Source organism: Dactylosporangium maewongense (assembly GCF_039531485.1).
Lineage (GTDB): Bacteria > Actinomycetota > Actinomycetes > Mycobacteriales > Micromonosporaceae > Dactylosporangium > Dactylosporangium maewongense.
Genome location: NZ_BAAAQD010000036.1, coordinates 41,407 through 61,940 on the forward strand (window position 1 = coordinate 41,407; position 20,534 = coordinate 61,940).

Here is a 20,534-nt window from a genome sequence, read left to right on the forward strand (position 1 = left end):
GTCAGTCGCCGTCCTCCTCGTCGCGCAGTGACAGCACGATCGTCGAACGCGCGGCGAGGATGTGCGCGCGCATGACCGCCTCCGCCCACCCGCCGTCGCGGACCCGGAGCGCCTGGACGAGCTCGGCGTGCTGCCGCACGCTGGTGCGCATGCGCTCCGCGTCGTAGCGCTGGAAGGTGCGGAAGATCAGCGGCGTGTCCATGATGCCGCGGACCATGCTGTCCAGCTGCGTGTGCCGGGAGGCCCGCAGGATCGCGCGGTGGAAGTCGCCGTTGAGCACGGTGAGCTCGTCGGCGGCGGACGCGCCCTTGCGGCTCAACGAGGTCATCCGGGCCGCGATCTGCGCGATGGTGTCGAGCTCATCGTCGGTGATGCGCTCCGCGGCCAGCCGGGCACCGTAGCTCTCCAGCATCGCGCGGAGCTCGTAGTTGTCCTCGAGCTCCTGCTCGGACCAGGCGACCACCCGCGCGCCCCGGTTCGGCGTGAACTCGACGAGGCCCTCCGCGTCCAACCGGCGCAGCGCCTCGCGGACAGGTGTGCGCGACACCCCGGCCCGCAGCGCGAGCTCCTCCTCGCGCAGCCGCTGCCCGCGGGCGAACTCGCCGGACAGGATGCCGGCGCGGACGGCCTCATACGCCGTTTCGGCCGCCTTGGCCATCGGCACTCCCCGGTCACTCGTCAGCATGAATCCGGCCGAGTCTAATGCGATAGAGCGACAGATCTCTGCCGTACACCCAGACCGCCATGCCCGCTGATGGGCGCGAGATGGAGCCCGAGAAACTGCGGTGCGCCGGCCGACCACTGACACTAAGGTCGCGCCATGGAGATCCGAAATGTGATGCCGGCCGAAGAGCTGGCTGCCGAGGCGGTCGTCTCGGCGGCATTCGGCGAGCCCCGGGACGGGCGCGTTGTGCAGATGATGCGAGCTCTGCAGACCAGCGGAGCAGCTCGGGCGAGTTTGGTCGCTGTTGTCGACGAGGAGCTGGTCGGGCACGTTGGTCTCTCACGCGGCTGGGTGGACGCTCGACGCGAGCTGGTCGAGGTGGTGGTGCTCTCCCCGCTGTCGGTACGTCCCGACTTCCAAGGCCGCGGCGTCGGCACCGCGTTGGTCGCGGCGGCGCTGGAGACCGCCGGAGATCGTGGCGCGCCAGCCGTTTTCCTTGAGGGCAGCCCGGACTACTACGGACGCCGCGGGTTCAGCTCCGCCTCCGCCCTTGGGTTCGACCGGCCCTCGACGCGCATCCCGGACCCGGGGTTCCAGGTGGCGCTTCTTTCGTCGTACCAGCCGTGGATGGTCGGCCAGCTGGTCTATCCCGAGGCGTTCTGGACCACTGGCACGGTCGGTCTGCGTGACCCCGAGCTGGAGCAGGTGGAAGCTCAGATCGCGTCGTGGCGTGCGGGCGAACGAGGTCCGGGAGCGGACCAGTAACGCGGGTGTGACCGTGTTCGGCGGTTCCGGTGTCCGGCAGGATGGCGACCGCCCGGTCGTAGATGCGTGGGCCCTTCACGCCCTCGCCGCAGCTGCGCCGCTTCCATGCTGGAGTATCAGATGGCGGACAGGCCGCCGTCGACGACGAGGGTCGTGCCGGTGACGTAGGACGACGCCGGGCTCGCCAGGAACAGCAGCGCCCCGTCGATCTCGGACTGCTCACCGAAGCGGCCCAGCAGGCTGTGCTCGGCGACCATGGCGCGGAGCTTGTCCTCACCCGTCGCCGTCATCTCGGTGGCGACGTAGCCGGGGCACAGGGCGTTGACCCTGATGCCCTTGCGGCGGGACCACTGCTGCGCGAGATCGCGGGTCAGCCCGATCACGCCCGCCTTGCTCGCGGCGTAGGAGGCCCCCGGGAACCGCGAGGCCACGACGCCGTGGACGCTCGCCACGTTGACGATGGAGGAGCCCGCCGGCATCACCCGGGCGCAGGCCTGCGCCATCCAGAACGAGCCGTTGAGGTTCACGTCGATGACCTGGCGGAAGGAGTCTGGGGTGTCCTTCGAGGCCGGCACGGAGACGGCGAGGCCGGCGTTGTTGACGAGCACGTCGACGCGCCCGAACTCCGCCGTCGCCGCGTCCACCAGGGCCTGGCACTGCTCGGGCACCGCGACGTCCGCCGCCTGGACGAGCACGGTCGCGCCCTGCGCCCGCAGCTCGTCCGCGGCCGCCCGCAGCCGGTCCAGGCGCCGGGCGCCGAGCACGAGGTGGCCGCCGACGGCCGCGACCGCCCGGGCGAAACCCAGCCCGAGCCCGGAGCTGGCGCCGGTGATGACGACCACCCGCCCGTCGAGCCGGAACGCGTCGAGAGGTCCGCTCATCGTCCTGTCCCTTTCTGGTGCTGCACGGTGGCGAGCGCGAGGTCGGCGTACCGGCGGGCCATGGTGGCCTCGTCGACCGGACCACCCGGCCGGAACCAGCCGGCGACGCCCTGGCACATCGACAGGATCGCCCGGCCGCACTCGTCCGGGTGCGGGGTGCGGAAGACGCCCTGCGCCACTCCCCCGCGGATCGCGTCGCGCAGTTCGCCCTCGAGCTCGTCGCGCTGGGCGACGTAGTGCGCCCGGTTCTCCGGGGTGAGGCTGCGCCGTTCGGAGTCGAGGAACGCCAGGTCGCGATGGTGGGCGGTGTACAGGACGATGGCCTCGACCAGCGCGCTGAGCCGGGCCGTGCAGTCGGCGCCGGCCTCGTCGAGCGCGGCCCGGGCGTGGGTGAGCACGATCCGCATCGCGTGGTCGAGCAGCTCCCGGAGCATGGCCTGCTTGTTCTCGAAGTGGTAGTAGAGCGCCGGCACGGTGACGCCCGCCCGGTTGGCTATCTTGCGGACCGACGTGCCGTCGTAGCCGTGCTCGACGATCTCGTCCAACGCCAGCGCCAGCAGCGGATGCAGCTCGAGTGGTGGGTACTCCCGCCAGCCGGACGCGTCGTCGCTCACTGTCATCCCCGCCTCTGTCCCGCTCGCCAAATCCGTCACGAGTGATTGCCTTCGCAGGCCCTCGAAGGCTAGCTTAGCGATCGCTAACTAAGTAGACCAGATACGGAGGTCGTGGCATGGATGTCCGGGGCAAGCAGGCGCTGGTGACCGGAGGCGCGTCCGGGCTCGGCCTGGCGACGGTGGAGACCCTCGCTGCCGCGGGGGCCCGGGTGGTGGCCCTCGACCTGCCGGGCGCCGACCGCGGCCGGCTCGACGCGCTGGGCGACGCGGTCCGGTTCGCCGGCGCCGACGTGACCGACGAAGCGGCGGTGCAGTCGGCGGTCGCGCTCGCCAACGACGACGGCGGCCTCGCCGTCCTGGTCAACTGCGCGGGCATCGGCAACGCGATCCGGACCGTCGGCAAGCAGGGCCCGTTCCCGCTCGCCGACTTCGAGCGGGTCATCCGGGTGAATCTGCTCGGGACCTTCAACGTGCTGCGCCTGGCCGCCGCGGCGATGGCGGAGAACGAGGTGACCGGCGAGGAGCGCGGGGTCATCGTCAACACCGCATCGGTGGCCGCGTTCGACGGCCAGATCGGGCAGGCCGCCTACTCGGCGTCCAAGGGCGCCATCGTCGGCATGACCCTGCCGATCGCCCGCGACCTGGCGACACTGAAGATCCGCGTCGTCACCATCGCCCCGGGCACCTTCGAGACCCCGCTGCTGGGCCAGCTGGCGCAGGAGGTCCGCGACTCGCTGGGCGCCCAGGTGCCGCATCCGAGCCGGCTCGGCCGCCCGGCGGAGTACGCGCAGCTGGTCGCGGCGATCGTCGCCAACCCGATGCTCAACGGCGAGACCATCCGCCTCGACGGCGCCATCCGCATGGCCCCGCGCTGAGCAGTGCTCACCGACGGGCCCACCGACGGGCCCACCCGACTGCCTCACCGACGGAAGGAAGACATCATGCGTCAAGCGGTCATCGTCGACATCGTCCGGACGGCCTCCGGTAAGGGCAAGCCGGGCGGAGCGCTGTCCGGCGTGCACCCGGTCGACCTCTACGCCACCGTGCTCCGCGCCCTCGCCGAGCGCAACGACCTGGACCCGGGGCGGGTCGAGGACGTCATCACCGGCTGCGTCGGCCAGGCCGGCCAGCAGGCGATGAACATCGGCCGCAACGCGGTGCTCGCTGCGGGCTGGCCGGAGTCGGTGCCGGCCACGACCATCGACCGGCAGTGCGGATCCAGCCAGCAGGCGATGCACTTCGCCGCGCAGGGCGTGATGGCGGGGGCCTACGACATCGTCGTCGCCGGTGGTGTGGAGTCGATGAGCCGGGTGCCGATGGGGGTCAGCACGCTGGGTCAGGACCCGCAGGGGCCAGGGGTCGCCCGGCGCTACCCGCAGGGGCTCGTCGGCCAGGGCGTCTCGGCCGAGCTCATCGCCCAGAGGTGGGGGCTCTCGCGGGAGCGGCTCGACGAGTACTCCGCCCGGTCGCACCGCCTCGCGGCCGAGACCGCGAACGCCGGCGGGTTCGACCACGAGATCGTGCCGGTGCGGGTCGGTGGGGACGGCGACGGCCGGTTCGCGGCGGACGAGACGATCCGCCCGTCGACGAGCCCCGAGGGCCTGGCCGCGCTCCGGCCGTCCTTCGACGCCCCCGAGATGCGCGAGCGCTTCCCGGACCTGGACTGGCGGATCACCGCGGGCAACTCCTCGCCGCTGACCGACGGCGCCGCCGCCACCCTGATCATGGGCGAGGACGTGGCCGCGAAGCTCGGCCTCCGCGCGCGGGCCCGCTTCCACGCGTTCGCGGTGGCCGGCGACGACCCGCTGCTGATGCTGACGGCGCCGATCCCGGCCACGCAACAGGTGCTGGCACGGGCCGGCCTGGGCATCGACACGATCGACGCCTACGAGGTGAACGAGGCCTTCGCCCCGGTACCGCTGGCCTGGCTGGCCGAGCTCGGCGGTGACCTCGAGCGGCTCAACTGCCGGGGCGGCGCCATCGCGCTGGGCCATCCGCTCGGCGCCTCCGGCATCCGGCTCATGGCCACGATGCTGCACCACCTCGAGGCCACCGGCGGCCGTTACGGACTGCAGACCATGTGCGAGGGCGGCGGCCTGGCCAACGCCACCGTCGTCGAACGCCTCTGATCGGAAAAGACATGACCAAGGACCTGTGGGCGCGGCGCCCGTTCTTCACCGGCGACCACGAGGCGTTCCGCGCCACCGTCGCCGCGTTCCTCAGCCGGCACGTCACCGCGCACGTCGAGTCCTGGGACGAGGCGGGCATCATCCCGCGCGAGCCGTGGCTCGAAGCCGGCCGGCAGGGGCTGCTCGGCATCAACGCACCCGAGGAGCACGGCGGCGGTGGGGCCATCTCCGACTTCGGCTTCCGGTGCGCGATGATGGAGGAGTTCGCCAAGGTCGGCGCCACGTCCCTCGGCTCGGGGTTCTCCGCCCACGCCGACATCGTGCTTCCGTATTTCTTCGACCTGGCCACCCCGGAGCAGGCCGCACGGTGGGTGCCGGACCTCTGCTCGGGCCGGCGCATCGGCGCCATCGCCATGACCGAGCCCGGCACCGGCTCGGACCTGCAGGGCATCCGGACGACGGCCCGGCGCGACGGCGACGGCGACGGCTGGGTCCTCGACGGCGCCAAGACGTTCATCACCAACGGCATCCTGAGCGACCTCGTGATCGTGGTCGCCCGGACCGATCCGGCCCCCGACGCCGGGAGCCGCGCGTTCAGCCTGCTGGTCGTGGAGCGCGGGATGCCCGGCTTCGAACGTGGCCGCAAGCTCGCCAAGGTCGGCCTGAAGTCCCAGGACACCGCGGAGCTGTTCTTCGACAACGTGATCGTCCCCGCCGGCAACGTGCTCGGCGAGGTGGGCCGGGGGCTGCACCACCTGATGAGCCACCTGCCGCTGGAGCGGCTGGGGATCGCGGTCGCCGCATGCGCCGGGGCCCGGGCGGCGCTCGGCTGGACCGTCGAACACGTGTCGCAGCGGCAGGCGTTCGGCCAGCGCATCGCGTCGTTCCAGAACACCCGGTTCGCCATCGCCGAGATGCTGACCGAGCTGGAGGTGTCCCAGGCGTACGTGGACGACGCCGTGCTGCGGTTCAACCGCGGCGAGCTGAACGCGGTGGACGCGGCCAAGGCGAAGTGGTGGGCGACGGAGATGCACAAGCGCCTCGTCGACCGCTGCGTCCAGCTGTTCGGCGGCTACGGCTACATGCTCGAGTACCCCATCGCCCGGGCGTACGCCGACACCCGCGTCACCACCATCTACGGCGGCACCACCGAGATCATGAAACACATCATCGCGCGCGACGTCCTGGAGATCCGATGACAGACACGAAGACGACCGTCGAAACCGAACCGGCCGCGTTGTATGAGCGGGCCGGGCACATCGCCGTGATCCGGCTGAACCGGCCCGCGTCGCTGAACGCCGTCAACGCGGCACTGTCCACCGCGGCCGGGGAGGCGCTGGAGCGGGCGGCGGCCGACCCCGAGGTGCGGGTCGTGGTCGTGACCGGCAACGGCCGGGCCTTCTGCGCCGGCGCCGACCTCAAGGAGCTGGCGGCCGGGCGGTCGATCGCCGCGCCGGAGCACCCGGAGTGGGGCTTCGCCGGTATCGCCCGGCACTGGATCGACAAGCCGCTGATCGCGGCCGTCAACGGGTTCGCCATGGGCGGCGGCACCGAGATCGCCCTCGCCTGTGACCTGGTGGTCGCGGCCGAGGACGCCCGGCTCGGTCTGCCCGAGGTCAAGCGGGGCCTGGTCGCCGCCGCGGGCGGGGTGGTGCGGCTCCAGCGGCAGATTCCGCTCAAGCGCGCGTTGCAGATGGCGCTCACCGGTGACGCCGTCGACGTCCAGGAGGCGGCCGAGTGGGGCCTGGTCAACGTGGTCGCCCGGCCCGGAGCCGCGCTCGATGAGGCGATGGTGCTGGCCGAGCGCGTCGCCGCGAACGCGCCGCTGTCGGTGCAGTACACCAAGCGGGTCATGCATCAGGTGGCCGAGTCCGGCTCGGCCTGGGACCCGGAGTGGTCGCGCCGTGAGCCGTGGGCCGTCAACGACGAGGCGGCCGCGCTCGTGTTCGGCAGCCGGGACGCCGTCGAGGGGCCGATCGCCTTCGCCGAGAAGCGGGCGCCGGTCTGGGAAGGCCGGTAGGTCCGTACGGCAGCTGGTGCGCCCGGGTCGGCGTCGCGGAGGCCCGCCTCGGGCCGGGCCGGGCCGTCACGCGATGCGGGCCGCGGCCGGCCTGGCCGAGCGGGCGCCGACCCTCACCATGGGCGGCGCGAAGTCGCGGGTCCGGCGCATCGCCCGCGAAGCACTCCGCCGCGAACGCTCCTACGCGGGGTAGGCCGGAGGTCGTCGCTCCCGCAGTGCGGCCAGGCCCTCCGCGTAGTCGGGTCCGTCCAGCAGCTCGCCCTGGTCCTCGAGTTCGCGGCGCATGGCCGCCTCGAGCTCGTCGGCCGCCGCCCGCCGGAGGGCCAGTTTGGCGCGCCGGAGCGCCTCGCGTGACGCGCCGGCGGTCCCGGCCGCCAGTGTGCGGGCGGTGTCGAGCAGGTCGGCGGCCGGGACGACGTCCGAGACCAGGCCCCACGCCAGCGCCGTCGGCGCCGGCACGCGCTCGGCGAACAGCGCCATCCGGTTCGCCCGCATCCGCCCGATCGCCGCCGGGAGCAGGTGGCTCGCTCCCCCGTCGGGCACCAGCCCGATGTTGACGAACGGCAGCTGGAACCAGCTCGTGTCGGCCGCCACGACCGCGTCGCAGGCGAGGGCGAACGAGACGCCGACGCCGACCGCCGGCCCGTTCACCGCGGCGACGACCGGGACGTCGGCGCGGATCACGGCGAGGACCGCGTCGTTGGCCGCGGCGACGATCGCGCGGCCGTCCGCGCCGCCGGTCGCCGCGCCGGCCGGGGAGACGTCGGCGCCGGCGCAGAAGGCTCGCCCTTTCCCGGTGAGCAGGACGCAGCGCACGCCGGGCCGACCGGCCGCTTCGTGCAGCCGGCTCCCCAGCAGTCGCATACCCGCGAGGTCGAGGGCGTTGAGCCGGTCGGGGCGGCTCAGGGTGACGGTCGCGACCGGGCCGTCGGTCGTGACCAGGACGGCGTCGTCCGTCATCGTCCCTCCGCCGACACCAGTGGGGAGAGACGGGTGGTGATGAGGTCTTCGGCCTCGGCGACGATGCGTGCGACCAGTTCGGCCACCGTCGGGATGTCGTCGATCAGCGCCTGTGACTGCCCCACGGTCCAGAGCCCTCGCTCCATGTCGCCCGTCTCGTAGACCTCGCGGCCGCGGACCCCGGCGACGAGGTCGCGCACGTCGTCGAACTCACCGCCGGCCCGCAGGATCTCGACGACCTCACGGCTGACGGTGTTCGTCGCGACGCGGGCGGTGTTGTGCAGGGTCCGGAAGATCAGGGTGGTGTCGCGCTCGTTCGCCTCGACGATCTTCCGCTTGACGTTCTCGTGCACCGGGGCCTCCACGGTACAGAGGAAACGGGTGCCCATGTTCACCGCATCGGCTCCCAGCGCCAGCGCGGCGATCAGGCCGCGGGCGTCGGCGATCCCGCCCGACGCGACGATCGGCACGGAGACCCGGCGGGCCGCGGCCGCGATGAGCACGAGCCCGGGCACGTCGTCCTCCCCCGGATGACCGGCGCACTCGAAGCCGTCGATGCTCACGGCGTCCACCCCGAGCGACTCGGCCTTGACCGCGTGCCGCACGCTCGTGCACTTGTGGATCACCTTGATGCCCGCGGCTTTGAAGGCGGGCATGTGCTCCGCCGGGCTGAACCCGGCCGTTTCGACGGTCCGGATCCCCGACTCGATGATCGCGGCCCGGTATTCGGCGTACGGCGGCGGCGAGATCGCCGGCAGGATCGTGAGGTTGACGCCGAACTCCTGGTCGGTCAGCTCCCGGCAGCGGGCGATCTCCTTGACGAGCGCCTCGGGCGTCGGCTGGGTGAGCGCGGTGAGGAATCCGAGCGCGCCGGCGTCCGCCACCGGGGCCACCAGCTCGGCTCGGCCGACCCATTGCATCCCGCCCTGCACGATGGGGTGCCTGACGTTGAACTCGCGGGTGAAGCGGGTCTCGATCATGCCGTTTGTCTCCTGTCGCACGCCCCGAATTCGGGCGCAAAACTTGATGTTAATATCACTTTTAGTTCTCAAAGCTCGGTGTCGGACGGGGGCAGGGGCGATGCCACGCCAGTACTCCAAAGGGGCGCGCACGGCGGCCACGTTCCTCGAGGCGGCCCGCAAGGAGTTCGCGACCCGCGGTTACCTGTCGACGAAGGTCGAGGACATCGCGCGCACCGCGGGCCGGTCGTCGGCGAGCTTCTACAACTACTTCACCGACAAGGCCGACGTGCTTGCCGCCCTCGCCCAGGCCTTCCACGAGGACACCCGCGCCCAGATCGCGGTGCCGTACCAGGAGGGCCGCCCGCCCAAGGAAGCCATCCGGATGGCGATCACCATCTTCTGGGAGACCTACCGCGACCGGCTCGGCGCGCTCAGCGGCGTGTTCCAGGCGTCGATGGCGGACCCGGCCTTCCTGGAGAGCTGGCGGGACATCCGGCGGTCGGCCATCGACTTCATCGCCCACGGCGTCGAACACGCCCAGAAGGAGGGCTACTGCCCGGGCATCGACGTGCGGATGACCTCGTCCGCGCTGTCCTCGATGCTCGAGCTCTCCTGCTACGTGTGGCTGGCTCAGGGCGGTGACAACGGCGACTCCGTCGTCGACGAGGAGGCGGCGATCGACTCGCTCGCCGGCATCTGGTATCACGCCATCTACTGGCGCCCGGAGGACCAAAGCCCGGCCTAACGATCGGCGCGGCCGAGGACGCGCAGCTCGACCTCGGTGCGCGGGCCCAGCGCCGCGAGGATCGCGGCGAACCGGTCCGGGGCGAGGCCGGCCCTGATCTCGGCGACCAGGGCCCGTTCGTCCGGCACGCCGAGCTCCGCGAAGACCGCCCCGTCGACCTGGCGGCGCTCGGTCCCGGCGGTCAGGTCTCGCTGCACCACTTCCAGCGCGGCGGCACACGCCTTCAGCAGGTATCGGGAGCGCCCGCTGACCTGCGGCAGGAGCTCCGTGCGCAATGTCTCCACGACGGCCGTCAACAGCTCGTTGTGGTCGGGAACCGCGGCGTGCGATGGCATGTGTACTCCCGTTGTCACCGGAGCAGCCCGAGCAGGTCGTGCTCCACCTCGACCACCCGCCGGCCGACCAGCGCCAGGTCGATCGAGCGGGTCGTCCCGGACAGGTGCCGGTCGGCCTGCTGCAGGCAGCCGACCGCCCAGATCCACGTGCCCAGCACGACCGCCCACGCGAAGTCGGCGTCGGACACGTCCACGCCCGCCGAGGCCCGGTATCCGTCGAGGAAGTCCTGGACGTCGCCGAAGCCGCCGACCACGCCCGGCCCGCGGAACCGCCAGCTGCGCACCGCGATCCAGCCCAGATCCTCGAGGGGATCGCCGCGGTGGGCCGACTCCCAGTCGAGGACCCCGACGAGACCGTCGACGTCGACCACGAAGTTCCCGAGCCGGAAGTCACCGTGGGTCAGGGTCGTCCGGCGGCACGGCGGCCGGCGCTCCAGCAGCCAACCGTAGGCCAGCTCGAGCACCGGCCGGTCGGGGTCGAGCCGGTCGAGGGTCGCCCGGTATTCGACGAGCCGGTCCTCGTCCGGCAGGGCCGCGACGGCGCCCGGATCGACGGTGTGCAGCCGGCCGAGGGCGTCGCCGCACTGACGGGCCAGCCGTGGTCCGGCGGAGCCGGTCGTCAGCACGTCGAGGATCCGCCGCGGCACCGTCTCGCCGTCGAGCCGTTGCAGGATGAGTCCGCCGGGCACGACCGCGATCACTTCGGGCGCCGCGACGCCGGCCGAGCGGGCGGCCCGGATGACGCTCGCCTCGAAGGTGGCGCCACCGCCGCGGCGCTCACCGGGCGGATCGGCCAGGAGGATGAGTTTGCGGCCCGCGGCCTCCAAGGCCCAGACCTCGCGGGACGAGCCGCCGGTCAGCCGCTCCAATCCGGTCACCGGCTCGCCGAGGGCAGCGGTGAGGGCTGTCTCGTTCATCGAGCGGCCATCCGGTCCCACGTGCCCGCGGTGAACGGGTCGCGTTTGAGCTCCACCTTGCGCACCTTGCTGGTCGGGGTCTTCGGCAGCTCGTCGAGGAACTCGATGTAGCGGGGGACCATGAACCGGGGCATCGTGGCCGCGAGGAACTCCGACAGCGCCGGGGCAGCGAGCGTCGCATCCGGCATCGGCACGACACAGATCTTGATCTCCTCCTCCCCGTCGTCGGACGGCACGCCGATGGCGGCGCACTCCAGGACGTCGGGGTGGGCGGTGACCATCGACTCGACCTCGAACGACGAGATGTTCTCCGACCGCCGCCGCACCGCGTCCTTCACCCGGTCGACGAGGTAGTAGTTGCCTGTCTCGTCCCGGCGGAAGGCGTCTCCGGTGTGGTACCAGCCGTTGCGCCACGCCCGCGCGGTGTCCGCGGGCCGGCCCAGGTAGCCCTGGTTCATCGTCCACGGCCGGTCGGAGCGCACGATCAGCTCACCGATGTGGCCGGCCGGGACCTCGGCGTCGAAGTCGTCGACGATGCGCAGCTCGTATCCGTCCCGGGCGCGGCCGCAGCTGCGGTGGTCGACGACGTGATCGCCGGTCGCGATCGGCCAGCCGGCCTCGGTCATCCCGTAGTTGGTCCGCATCCGCAGCCCGAACCGCCGCTCGAACGCGGCGTAGTCGGGCAGCAGCGGGCCGCCGGTGATGCTCTCGACCGGGTTGTCGCGGTCGTCCGGGCGGGGCGGCTGCTGCCAGAGGAAGTTCGCCATCGCGTAGAAGGCCCAGGCCCGGTTGCAGGCGTGCGCGCGGACGTCCGGCCAGAAGCGGTCGGTCTTGAAGCCGTCGCGGAAGACGAATGTCCCGCCCCAGTGCGCGACGATCTGCAGCGGCACCTTGCCACCCAGGTGGAACGCGGCGAACGGTGCGTACAGCACGTCGCCGGGGCCGACGTCGTCGAAGGTGTCGATGCCGGTGATGAGCTGGCCCCACGGCGTGAGCACGCCCTTGGACGGCCCGGTGGTGCCGGAGGTGTAGATGATGGCGGCGGTGTCCCACGGCTTCGGATCGCCGAGCCCGGCCAGCACCGGCGGGCCGTACACCAGCGGCTGCCCGATCTCCAGGACGAAGACCGCGGCGTCGGCGTCCGCGGCCTGCCGGAGCTCGTCGGCGCGGGCCCCGACCGTGACGATCAGGCGGGGCCCGGAGTCGTGCAGCACGTGCCGGAGCATGTCGCCGCGGTAGGCCGGGTTGATCGGCACCTGCACGGCGCGCAGCCACCCGCACGCGATCCACAACGCCTGTTCGTCGACGCACGTGGGCAGCAGGACCGCGACCCGGTCCGACGGCTGCACACCCTGCTGCAGCAGGAGCCCGGCGAACTGCTCGACCCGCCGCTGGAACGCGCCGTAGGTGACCCGGCCCCGTTCGACGTCGATCAGGAAGTCCTGGTCCGCCAGCTCGATCGCCCGCCGGCGGAGCAGGCCGGGCAGCACGCGGGCCGGGTCCAGCTCCTGAGGCGCGGTCTCACCCACTCGCGACCTCGCTCAGGTAGCTGCGTTCCAGCTTCGACCAGTCCCTGGACAGCTCGGCCGAGGCCCCTTCGGTGATCACCCGGCCGCGCCGCAGCACGTACGCCCGGTCGGCCACCTCCAGTGCCCGCGCCGCCTGCTGTTCGACGAGCAGGACGCCCAGCCCTTCGTCGGCGGCCTGCCGGATGGCCCGCAGCAGCCGGTCGACGACCAGCGGCGCCAGGCCGAGCGAGAGCTCGTCGGCGAGCAGCAGGGCGGGCCGTCCGGCGAGCGCCCGGGCCAGGGTCAGGATCTGCTGCTCGCCACCGGACAGCAGGCCGGCCCGGCGGTCGAGCAGCGGGGTCAGTTCGGGGAACGCGTCGAGCGCGAGGGAGCGTGGCCCGCGGCCGAGGCGCAGGTTCTCGGCCGCGCTCAGCTGCATGAACACCGAGCGTTCCTCGGGCACGAAGGCCATGCCCTCGCGGGCTCGCCGGTGCAGCCGGGCCGAGGCCGGCCTGCCGCGCCACCGCACGGTGCCGGCCAGCGGCTTCAGCTCGCCGGCCAGGGTCAGCAGCGTCGTGGTCTTGCCCGCGCCGTTGGGTCCGAGCAGCGCCACGATCTCGCCGGGCCGCACCACCAGGTCGAGGTCGCGCAGCGCGGCCAGGTCCCCGTATCCGGCGCTGAGCCCGCGGGCCTCGATGAGCGGCTCGCCGTCCGCGGCCGCCCTGGTCGCGGGCGCCGGTTCGCGCTCGATCACCTCGACCGGACCGGTCTGTGCGGCAGTCTCGTCGGCAGAGCCGTCAGCGGTGTCCTGGGTGCCGAGGTAGGCGGTGATGACGGCCGGGTCGGACCGGATTTCCGCCGGCGTCCCGGTCGCGATCACCTTGCCGAAGTTGAGGACCGAGACCTGGTCGCTCACGTCCAGCACGACGGAGACGTTGTGCTCCACGAGCAGCACCGCCATCCGCAGCTCGGTGGCGAGCCGGCGGATGAGGTGGCCGAGCTCGGCGGTCTCGGTGTCGTCCAGGCCGGCGGCCGGCTCGTCGAGCAGCAGGACCGAGGCGCCGGTGGCGACGGAGCGGGCGATGGCCAGCAGCCGGCGGCGGCCGTACGGCAGCTCGTCGGGTTTGCGTTCGAGGTCGTCCTCCAGGTGGAACTCGCGGATGGCGGCGAGCGCCGCCGGCGAGTACCGGTCCCGGCCCGGGAGGACGAGGTTGGACAGGAACGCGGGCCAGTCCTGGCGGTCGCCCGCGGCGAGCAGGTTCTCCCGGACCGTCATCGTCTCGAACAGTTCGAGGCTCTGGAAGGAGCGGCTGATGCCGGCCGCGGCCCGGCGCTGGGCCGGCCAGCGGCCGATGTCCTGGCCGTCGAGGGTCATCGTGGCGCCCGGGCCGTCGACGAACCCGGTCAACGCGTCGATCAGGGTCGTCTTGCCCGCCCCGTTCGGCCCGATGAGCCCGTGGACCTGGCCCGGCACGAGGTTGAGCGCCACGTCGTCGAGCGCGGTCACGCCGCCGAACCGCACCGTCAGCCCGCTCACCTCCACCGGCCGCTCGACGACGCTGAACGCCGTCTCCCCCTCCAGCTCCGCGACATCCCGCCGGCGCGTCCGGCGGCCGCTGCGCGCCGTGATCCACTTGGGGATCAGCCCGGCGGGCAGCCGCTGCGTGGCCAGGCCGTTGGGCAGCTGCGGCAGCACGATGAGCAGGGTCAGGCCGAGGATCATCTGCCCGACCTCGTTGCGCGAGATGAACTGCGCGAACGCGGTGCCGGGGAAGAGCTGCGAGATCACCCCGGAGAGCAGTCCGGCCGGGGCGTACATGGCGCCGATGACGGCACCGACGAGGTAGCCGATGCCGCCGATGATCGAGAACACGACCGCGAAGATGGACTGGAAGGCGGTGTACGTCGGCACGAAGGTCACGTTCGGCTGCCGGAACGACAGCAGGACGCCGCCGGCCGCGGCCAGGGCGGCCGAGATGCCGAAGGCGAAGATCTTGGCGCGGGCCACGCTGATGCCGATGCTGGCGGCGGCGCGTTCGTTCGACCGGACGGCCACCAGGCGGCGGCCGGCCCGGCCCCGCCGGAGGTTCGCGACCATCAGGGCGGCCAGGATGAACAGCACCAGGCAGAAGATCGCGTAGCGGCTGGGCCAGAAGTACGTGTCCATGTCGATGCCGAAGATCTTCGGCGAGCCCACGTTGATGCCCGTGAACCCACCGGTGCGCTCGGTCGAGGAGAAGATCTGGTGCTCCAGCACCACGGCCAGGCACAGCGTCACCACGGCCAGGTTCATGCCCCGGGTCCGCAGCGCGGGCAGGCCGACGATGATGCCGACCGGGACCGCGCCCACGACGCCGATCAGCAGCGCGGCCCAGAACGGCACGCCGTGATCGGCGACCAGGCGGGCGGCGATCCAGGCGCCCATACCGGCGAGCGCCATCTGCGCCAGCGACAACTGTCCCGTGTAGCCGGTGACGACCACGAGGGACAGCACGACGAGGCCGAGCGCCAGGGTGATCTCGGTGGCGCTGAGCAGGGCCGGCGGGAACACGAAGTACAGCAGCCCGAGGGCGACGAGCCCGGTGCCGAGCAGCACCGGGGGGCGCACGATGCCGGTGCCGAGCTGGGGCGGGCGCTGGATCGCCTCGCCCCGCAGCGGCAGGGAACGCCCGGAGATGACGAGGACGAGGATGATGACGATGAACGGCACCGTCTGGCCCCAGCCGTCGGCGTGCTGGCGCGTGCCGATCCAGGCCACCTCGGACTCGAGCATGCCGATCAGCAGCCCGCCGGCCATCGTCAGCGGGAAGGACTTGAAGCCGCCGAGCAGGGCGGCGGCGAGGGCCGGCACGATGAGCATCGCCAGGTTCTCCACCTGCAACGTGCCGATGCTGACGATGAGCACGGCCGACACCACGCTGAGCGCGCAGCCCACCATCCAGTTCACGGTCGCGATGGTGTCCGGGGAGATGCCCAGCGCCGAGCTCGCCCGCCCGTTCTCGGCCACGGCCGAGGTGGCGAGGCCGAAGCGGGTGGAGCGGTACACGACCGTGAGCACGACGGCCAGCACCAGCCCGACACCGAGGATGGCGAGCCGGTCGGTCCCGATCCGGATGCCCGGCAGCACGGTCGTCGACCCGTCCGGCAGGATCGAGGAGACGATCCGGGCCTTCCCCACGCCGAACAGGTACTGACCCAGGCCGAAGAGGAACGCGAAGACACCCAGTGTCGCGATGAGCCGCGACACCGGCGGCGCGTCCCGCAGTGGTCGCATGACGAGCTGATGGATCAGCCCGCCGATGGCCAGGCCCACGCCGATGGCGAGCAGCGCCGCCACCGGCGTGGCCATGCCGGCCTCGCGTTGCAGGTAGAAGACGTAGGCGCCCACCATGCCGACCGCGCCCTGGCTGAAGTTCAGAATCCCGGAGCCGCGGTAGATCAGCACGATTCCGAGGGCGGACAGGCCATAGATCGCGCCGGCCCCGAGCCCGAGTACGGCGAACCTGATCACGTCAGTCAGCATGTGTGGGCCCGGTCCTCAGCTCTTCGGCGGAGTGGTGCAGTTCTGGCCGGTGTAGGCGTCGCGGAAGGTGTCGTACACCGGCAGTTCCTTGCCGCCGCTGTACTTCACGATGAAGGCGCAGGAGGTGAAGATCCGCGGGTATCCGCCCACGTTGCCCTTCTGCCACTGGATCGGCGGGGTGAGGCCGATGTCGATGCCGCTCATCGTCGGCAGCGCGTCCCACAGGGCGGTGTTGGTCGGGTCGGGCACCTTCTTGGCCGCCTCGGCGAAGGCGAGGACGGCGGCGTAGGCGTTGAGCCGGAAGCCCCGCGTCTCGCTGATCCCCTGCTTCGACATGGCCGCGACGTAGTTCTTGGTGGCCGTGTTCTCGTACGACGGCGGCAGGTAGCCCAGTGCCTCGTAGAGGCCGTCCGAGGCCGTCCCGAGGGCGTCGGCGACCTTCTCCTTCTGCGTGCCGATGATGCCGATCGCGATGTTCGGCGCGTCCTTCTTGAGCTGCTTGATGAAGGCGGTCGAGTCGGTGCCCGGCAGCACCGTCAGGATGGCGTCGGTGCCGTTGGCGAGGACGGCCTGAACGTAGGGCGCCATGTCCGCGGCGCCGGTCGGCACGGGCACGTCGTTGAGGATCTTCTGACCGGCGGACGTGAGGCCCTGGTTGGCGAAGCCGCTGAACGCCCCGCCGCCGTCGATCTGGATGCGGGCCATGCTGATCTTCTTGAAGCCCTGCGCGGCCAGCGCGTTGGCCAGCGACGCGGTCTGGATCGGCGTGCTGCCATCGAGGGGGAACTGCGCGATCTCCGTCAGGTCCGTGCCGGAGGTGACGGCACCGATGATCGGGATCTTCGCCTCCCGGAGGATCTTCTCGTGGCCCTTCTGCAGGGTGAGCTCGCCGACCACGGCCGACACCCCGAGGCTCTGGGCCTGGCGGGCGCAGTTGTCCGCGATGTTCGGGTCGTTGCCGGTCTTGCAGACGGTCATCTCGATCGGCCGTCCTTTGATGCCACCGTTCGCGTTCACCTGCGCCAGACCGGCGTTCGCGCCGTCGACGAGCTCGGGGGCGGCACCCGAACCGGTCTCGTCGTAGATCAGCATGACCTTCACCGGGTTGCCGGCCGATGAGCCGCCGCCCGGGGCGGCGGCGGGTGACTTGGTCTTGTCGTTGCTGCAGGCGGATAACGCGAGTGGCAGAACAAGCATCGCCGCAGCGAGGCGGGTCCGCAGCGTCCTCATGGATGCCTCCATCAAGGCAAAGGGGATTGGGGGGTGTGAGCTGATACTGACATCAGTTTCAGATAAAGGGAACAGGAGACCGCTCAGGCTTTCGCGGCCGTCTTCACCACAGGCGCGGCCGGCTCGTGGCGGACGTCGTCGGGGGTCAGCTTCCGCGTCCAGGCCGCGAACTCCAGCAGGATGCCGTCCGGGTCGAAGAAGTACAGCGAGCCGACGTAGACGCCGTCGTGCATGCGCCGCGCGATCGTGGACGGGCTGTCGTCATGGAACACGACGTGCCCGACCTCCACGCCCTTGGCCTGGAGCCGCTCGCGGTACTCGTCGAACTTGTCGACCGGAATCTGCAGGGCGACGTGGTTCATCGACGCGACGGCGCTGGCGATGTCACCGACCCCGGGCAGCGCACCGGGATGGGTCACACCGGGCACCTTGTCCGGCGCACCCGGGAACCAGAAGAAGGCCAGGGCGTTGCCGCCGCCGCAGTCGAAGAAGAAGTGCTGCCCCATCCCGTTCGGCAGCTCGACCGTCTTGATCAACGGCAGGCCGAGCACGTTGGTGTAGAAGTCCACCGTGCGGCGCATGTCGCTGCACACCAGCGCGAGGTGGTTGATGCCGCCGATCTCGAATTCTCGCTCGGCCATGATGCGCCCTCCAGGGTTCAGTTGATTGAGCCGATCCCGGCCCGGTCGGCCACCAGCTCCAGGTGCAGTGCCGCACCGCCGGCGAGCTGACCGTTGGTGTGGGCCCGCTTGAGAAAGATGTGCGCGGGGTGCTCCCACGTGAAGCCGATGCCGCCGTACGTCTGGATCGCGCCCTCGGCCGCCGCCAGATAGGCGTCGGCGGCGGCGAGCTTCGCGACCGCGGCGGCCAGCGCCGAGTCCGGGGCGTCGGCATCCAACCGGCGCACCGCGTGGTCGACCGCCGCCACCGCCCCGTCGAGCTGACTCGACACGTCGGCCAGGCGGTGCTTGACCGCCTGGAACGAGCCGATGGGGCGGCCGAACTGCATGCGCTGACGGGCGTGGTCCACGGCGCCCCGCAGCACGGCTCGGGCCCCGCCGATCGAGTCCGCCGCGACCAGCGCGGCGAGCTCCGACCGCAGCCGCTCGGCCTTCCACTCGCCGTCGCGGCCGAGCGGCGTCGTCACCGCCCCGTGGAACTCGACATGCCACAGGACGCGCGACGGGTCGAGCGTGGGCAGCGGGCGCCGGACGACGCCGCGGGCATCGGCCGGCACCACGAACAGATCCGGACCCGTCGCGATCACGAAGGTGTCGGCCGCTCCCCCCTCGAGCACGTAGGTCCGCCCGCCGTCGGCCGGCACGAGCGCGACCCGATGCCGGCCGCTGACCGCGCCCGCCAGGAGCCGGTCCCGTTCCGGGGACGCGGGCGCGGCACGCAGCGCCCGCAGGCCGAACATGTGGCCCAGCAACGGCGTGGCGGCCGGCACGGCGCCGCACTCCTCGATCGCCACCGCCAGGTCCTCGAGCCCGAGCTCGGCGACACCGAGGTCGAACAGCGCATCCCAGTTCCCGCCGGGTGTACAGCGGGCGACCACGGCGGCCACCGAGGAGCGCCACTGGTCGCGCTCGGCGGCGCTGAGCTGACTCATGGCCGGCTCATGACCGCAGCGCGGCGGCGGCCTGGCTGTCGAGGTACTCGTCGATGCGCGAGATCCGCCCGCCGGTCACCGTCACCACCAGGCACGCGGGGATCTCGAGCTCGGTGCCGTTGGGCGCGGTCCCCCGCAGCACGTGCTGCTCCACGTAGCCGGTCGGCGTCGCGTGGCGCACCACGTCCTCGTAGCGTTTGTCGCCGACCTTGCGGTGCAGCCAGTTCAGCACCTTGAGGTTCTCGTCGACGCGCTGCTCGTGCTGATCGTCGTTGTGCCAGACCACCACGTCGGGCGTGTAGATCTCGTCGCGCAGGGCGTCGAGGTCGTTGGCGTCGATCGCCGTGGCCAGCCGCTCGGCCAGCGCGAGCGAGACATCCGCCGGGCTGGTTCGGTAGTCGCTCGTCGTCATCGAAACTCCTGAAAGCGATGTCGGTTTCCGTCAGTTGTCGCGGTGCGTGGTCAGCGCACGATCTCCGACCACGGCGCCTGGTCCCGGTAGTCGCCGCGCAGCAGTCGCTTGGCGACCACCATCCGGTGCACCTCGTCCGGGCCGTCGTAGATGCGCGCGTAGCGGGCGTCGCGGTACATGCGCTCGAGCGGCGTGTCCTCGGTGACGCCCAGCGCGCCGTGCACCTGCAGCGCGCGGTCGACGACGTCGTGCAGCATCTGCGCGCCGAAGAACTTGATCAGGGAGATCTCGATCCGGGCGTCCTGACCGGCGTCGATCTTCCGCGCCGCGTCCAAGGTCATCAGCCGGGCCGCCTGGATGTGCGCGGCCGACTCGGCGATGTAGCGCTGGACCTCACCCTTCTCCGACAGCAGCGAGCCGTGCGCGAAGCGGGTCTTGACGCGGTCACACATCAACTCGAAGGCGCGCTGGGCCTGCCCGAGCCAGCGCATGCTGTGGGTGATCCGGCCCGGCCCGAGCCGCGCCTGAGCCACGGCGAAGCCGCCGCCCCGGGGCCCCAGCAGGTTCTCGGCCGGCACCCGCACGTTGTCGTAGCGGACCTCGCAGTGGTTGCCGCCGTAGTGGCCCATGGTCCGCACGACCCGCTCGATGTTGTAGCCGGGCGTGTCGGTGGGCACGAGGATCATCGAGAACTGCTGGTGCTTGGGCGCGTCCGGGTCCGTCTTGGCGAAGAGGGTGGTGTACATGGCGCGGTTGGCGCCGGAGGTGAACCACTTGTGCCCGTTGATCACCCACTCGTCGCCGTCGAGCACCGCGGTGGTCTGGATCAGCGTCGGGTCGGAGCCGGCGACCTCGGGCTCGGTCATGCCGATCGTCGGTCCGGTCACGCCCTCGAACAGCAGCGGGATCCACTGCTTCCGCTGGGCCTCGGTGCCGAACTCCAGCAGCATCAGACAGTCCTGAAAGGACAGTGTGCCGAGGGCTTCTGTTCCCCAGTACGAACGCCCGACGATCTCGTTGACCATGACGTAGTCCATGAACGGCAGGCCGCCGCCGCCGATCGCGGCCGGGTGCCCGAGCGCCCAGACGCCCCGCTGCTTGGCCAGGCTCTTCAGCTCGGCCATCGCCTCGGCACTGCTCGCGTCGTTGCGATCCAGGACCGGTTCCCGCGGGATCAGCTCCTCGTCGACGAACCGCCGCACGTCGTGGCGCTGCTGGGCGAAGTCTCGGCTCGGCACGGACGCCACCTCCGAATTA

Annotated in this window: 20 protein-coding genes; 6 read left to right on the forward strand and 14 right to left on the reverse strand. The window is 71.7% G+C overall.

Going from position 1 to position 20,534, the window contains the following annotated elements; genetic code table 11:
* Position 1: 1 nt before the first annotated feature.
* The gene (locus ABD332_RS51670) at positions 2-658 is read right to left on the reverse strand and encodes a GntR family transcriptional regulator (protein WP_344513040.1); all 657 of its coding nucleotides are present in this window, start codon (positions 656-658) and stop codon (positions 2-4) included.
* A gap of 162 nt (positions 659-820) precedes the next feature.
* Between ABD332_RS51670 and ABD332_RS51675 the strand changes: the two genes are divergently transcribed.
* Positions 821-1,429 carry a GNAT family N-acetyltransferase gene (locus ABD332_RS51675; RefSeq protein ID WP_344513041.1) on the forward strand — a complete coding sequence of 203 codons (609 nt, stop codon included), beginning with the start codon at positions 821-823 and terminating at the stop codon, positions 1,427-1,429.
* Between the two features lie 116 nt (positions 1,430-1,545).
* Here the strand turns inward: ABD332_RS51675 and ABD332_RS51680 are convergent, their stop codons facing one another.
* Both ABD332_RS51680 and ABD332_RS51685 read right to left on the reverse strand, forming a co-directional pair.
* Positions 1,546-2,310, reverse strand: coding sequence for an SDR family NAD(P)-dependent oxidoreductase (locus ABD332_RS51680; protein ID WP_344513043.1), 765 nt, complete (start codon positions 2,308-2,310; stop codon positions 1,546-1,548).
* Positions 2,307-2,930, reverse strand: coding sequence for a TetR/AcrR family transcriptional regulator (locus ABD332_RS51685; protein WP_344513045.1), 624 nt, complete (start codon positions 2,928-2,930; stop codon positions 2,307-2,309). The genes ABD332_RS51680 and ABD332_RS51685 overlap by 4 nt, the downstream gene beginning before the upstream one ends.
* 110 nt (positions 2,931-3,040) lie before the next feature.
* Here ABD332_RS51685 and ABD332_RS51690 point away from each other — a divergent pair, with 110 nt between their 5' ends.
* The 4 genes from ABD332_RS51690 to ABD332_RS51705 all read left to right on the forward strand — a co-directional run bounded on the left by ABD332_RS51690 (position 3,041) and on the right by ABD332_RS51705 (position 7,073).
* Positions 3,041-3,799: a 3-hydroxyacyl-CoA dehydrogenase gene (locus ABD332_RS51690; protein ID WP_344513047.1), complete on the forward strand. Its 759-nt coding sequence runs from the start codon at positions 3,041-3,043 to the stop codon at positions 3,797-3,799.
* Positions 3,800-3,865: 66 nt separating this feature from the next.
* Positions 3,866-5,053, forward strand: coding sequence for a thiolase family protein (locus ABD332_RS51695; protein ID WP_344513048.1), 1,188 nt, complete (start codon positions 3,866-3,868; stop codon positions 5,051-5,053).
* Positions 5,054-5,064: 11 nt separating this feature from the next.
* The gene (locus ABD332_RS51700; RefSeq protein ID WP_344513049.1) at positions 5,065-6,252 is read left to right on the forward strand and encodes an acyl-CoA dehydrogenase family protein; all 1,188 of its coding nucleotides are present in this window, start codon (positions 5,065-5,067) and stop codon (positions 6,250-6,252) included.
* Positions 6,249-7,073: a crotonase/enoyl-CoA hydratase family protein gene (locus tag ABD332_RS51705; protein WP_344513051.1), complete on the forward strand. Its 825-nt coding sequence runs from the start codon at positions 6,249-6,251 to the stop codon at positions 7,071-7,073. Before ABD332_RS51700 ends, ABD332_RS51705 begins: the two co-directional genes overlap by 4 nt.
* Before the next feature lie 180 nt (positions 7,074-7,253).
* On the opposite strand, the gene ABD332_RS51710 is transcribed toward ABD332_RS51705, so the two are convergent.
* On the reverse strand, positions 7,254-8,033 hold the full coding sequence (locus tag ABD332_RS51710; protein ID WP_344513052.1) for an enoyl-CoA hydratase/isomerase family protein: 780 nt from the start codon (positions 8,031-8,033) through the stop codon (positions 7,254-7,256).
* Entirely contained in the window at positions 8,030-9,085 is a 1,056-nt protein-coding gene (locus tag ABD332_RS51715) for an NAD(P)H-dependent flavin oxidoreductase (RefSeq protein ID WP_344513054.1), read from the reverse strand. The genes ABD332_RS51710 and ABD332_RS51715 overlap by 4 nt, the downstream gene beginning before the upstream one ends.
* Before the next feature lie 28 nt (positions 9,086-9,113).
* Between ABD332_RS51715 and ABD332_RS51720 the strand changes: the two genes are divergently transcribed.
* A complete protein-coding gene (locus ABD332_RS51720; RefSeq protein ID WP_344513056.1) occupies positions 9,114-9,740 on the forward strand; it encodes a TetR/AcrR family transcriptional regulator in 627 nt (208 codons plus the stop codon).
* Here ABD332_RS51720 and ABD332_RS51725 read toward each other — a convergent pair.
* The 9 genes from ABD332_RS51725 to ABD332_RS51765 all read right to left on the reverse strand — a co-directional run bounded on the left by ABD332_RS51725 (position 9,737) and on the right by ABD332_RS51765 (position 20,515).
* Complete coding sequence (locus tag ABD332_RS51725) at positions 9,737-10,075, reverse strand: DUF6285 domain-containing protein (protein WP_344513058.1); 339 nt, start codon at positions 10,073-10,075, stop codon at positions 9,737-9,739. The genes ABD332_RS51720 and ABD332_RS51725 overlap by 4 nt on opposite strands.
* 14 nt (positions 10,076-10,089) lie before the next feature.
* Positions 10,090-10,992 (reverse strand): phosphotransferase family protein, encoded by a 903-nt coding sequence (locus tag ABD332_RS51730; protein WP_344513060.1) that lies wholly within the window; start codon positions 10,990-10,992, stop codon positions 10,090-10,092.
* Positions 10,989-12,521 carry an AMP-binding protein gene (locus ABD332_RS51735; RefSeq protein WP_344513062.1) on the reverse strand — a complete coding sequence of 511 codons (1,533 nt, stop codon included), beginning with the start codon at positions 12,519-12,521 and terminating at the stop codon, positions 10,989-10,991. Before ABD332_RS51735 ends, ABD332_RS51730 begins: the two co-directional genes overlap by 4 nt.
* Positions 12,514-16,023 carry an ABC transporter permease subunit gene (locus ABD332_RS51740; RefSeq protein WP_344513064.1) on the reverse strand — a complete coding sequence of 1,170 codons (3,510 nt, stop codon included), beginning with the start codon at positions 16,021-16,023 and terminating at the stop codon, positions 12,514-12,516. The genes ABD332_RS51735 and ABD332_RS51740 overlap by 8 nt, the downstream gene beginning before the upstream one ends.
* 15 nt (positions 16,024-16,038) lie before the next feature.
* Positions 16,039-17,253, reverse strand: a complete 1,215-nt coding sequence (locus ABD332_RS51745; RefSeq protein WP_344513066.1) for an ABC transporter substrate-binding protein — start codon at positions 17,251-17,253, stop codon at positions 16,039-16,041.
* Between the two features lie 83 nt (positions 17,254-17,336).
* Complete coding sequence (locus ABD332_RS51750; protein ID WP_344513068.1) at positions 17,337-17,894, reverse strand: VOC family protein; 558 nt, start codon at positions 17,892-17,894, stop codon at positions 17,337-17,339.
* Positions 17,895-17,911: 17 nt separating this feature from the next.
* Positions 17,912-18,865, reverse strand: coding sequence for an acyl-CoA dehydrogenase family protein (locus ABD332_RS51755; RefSeq protein WP_344513069.1), 954 nt, complete (start codon positions 18,863-18,865; stop codon positions 17,912-17,914).
* A 7-nt stretch (positions 18,866-18,872) separates the two neighbouring features.
* Positions 18,873-19,277 (reverse strand): nuclear transport factor 2 family protein, encoded by a 405-nt coding sequence (locus ABD332_RS51760; protein WP_344513071.1) that lies wholly within the window; start codon positions 19,275-19,277, stop codon positions 18,873-18,875.
* A 50-nt stretch (positions 19,278-19,327) separates the two neighbouring features.
* Positions 19,328-20,515 carry an acyl-CoA dehydrogenase family protein gene (locus tag ABD332_RS51765; RefSeq protein ID WP_344513073.1) on the reverse strand — a complete coding sequence of 396 codons (1,188 nt, stop codon included), beginning with the start codon at positions 20,513-20,515 and terminating at the stop codon, positions 19,328-19,330.
* Positions 20,516-20,534: the final 19 nt, after the last annotated feature.

What these genes read in the sequence shown, in the direction of transcription:
- ABD332_RS51670 (WP_344513040.1), bottom strand. Translation starts at nt 658, where the DNA reads ATGGCCAAGGCGGCCGAAACGGCGTATGAGGCCGTCCGCGCCGGCATC.
- ABD332_RS51675 (WP_344513041.1), top strand. Translation starts at nt 821, where the DNA reads ATGGAGATCCGAAATGTGATGCCGGCCGAAGAGCTGGCTGCCGAGGCG.
- ABD332_RS51680 (WP_344513043.1), bottom strand. Translation starts at nt 2,310, where the DNA reads ATGAGCGGACCTCTCGACGCGTTCCGGCTCGACGGGCGGGTGGTCGTC.
- ABD332_RS51685 (WP_344513045.1), bottom strand. Translation starts at nt 2,930, where the DNA reads ATGACAGTGAGCGACGACGCGTCCGGCTGGCGGGAGTACCCACCACTC.
- ABD332_RS51690 (WP_344513047.1), top strand. Translation starts at nt 3,041, where the DNA reads ATGGATGTCCGGGGCAAGCAGGCGCTGGTGACCGGAGGCGCGTCCGGG.
- ABD332_RS51695 (WP_344513048.1), top strand. Translation starts at nt 3,866, where the DNA reads ATGCGTCAAGCGGTCATCGTCGACATCGTCCGGACGGCCTCCGGTAAG.
- ABD332_RS51700 (WP_344513049.1), top strand. Translation starts at nt 5,065, where the DNA reads ATGACCAAGGACCTGTGGGCGCGGCGCCCGTTCTTCACCGGCGACCAC.
- ABD332_RS51705 (WP_344513051.1), top strand. Translation starts at nt 6,249, where the DNA reads ATGACAGACACGAAGACGACCGTCGAAACCGAACCGGCCGCGTTGTAT.
- ABD332_RS51710 (WP_344513052.1), bottom strand. Translation starts at nt 8,033, where the DNA reads ATGACGGACGACGCCGTCCTGGTCACGACCGACGGCCCGGTCGCGACC.
- ABD332_RS51720 (WP_344513056.1), top strand. Translation starts at nt 9,114, where the DNA reads ATGCCACGCCAGTACTCCAAAGGGGCGCGCACGGCGGCCACGTTCCTC.
- ABD332_RS51725 (WP_344513058.1), bottom strand. Translation starts at nt 10,075, where the DNA reads ATGCCATCGCACGCCGCGGTTCCCGACCACAACGAGCTGTTGACGGCC.
- ABD332_RS51730 (WP_344513060.1), bottom strand. Translation starts at nt 10,992, where the DNA reads ATGAACGAGACAGCCCTCACCGCTGCCCTCGGCGAGCCGGTGACCGGA.
- ABD332_RS51740 (WP_344513064.1), bottom strand. Translation starts at nt 16,023, where the DNA reads ATGCTGACTGACGTGATCAGGTTCGCCGTACTCGGGCTCGGGGCCGGC.
- ABD332_RS51745 (WP_344513066.1), bottom strand. Translation starts at nt 17,253, where the DNA reads ATGAGGACGCTGCGGACCCGCCTCGCTGCGGCGATGCTTGTTCTGCCA.
- ABD332_RS51750 (WP_344513068.1), bottom strand. Translation starts at nt 17,894, where the DNA reads ATGGCCGAGCGAGAATTCGAGATCGGCGGCATCAACCACCTCGCGCTG.
- ABD332_RS51755 (WP_344513069.1), bottom strand. Translation starts at nt 18,865, where the DNA reads ATGAGTCAGCTCAGCGCCGCCGAGCGCGACCAGTGGCGCTCCTCGGTG.
- ABD332_RS51760 (WP_344513071.1), bottom strand. Translation starts at nt 19,277, where the DNA reads ATGACGACGAGCGACTACCGAACCAGCCCGGCGGATGTCTCGCTCGCG.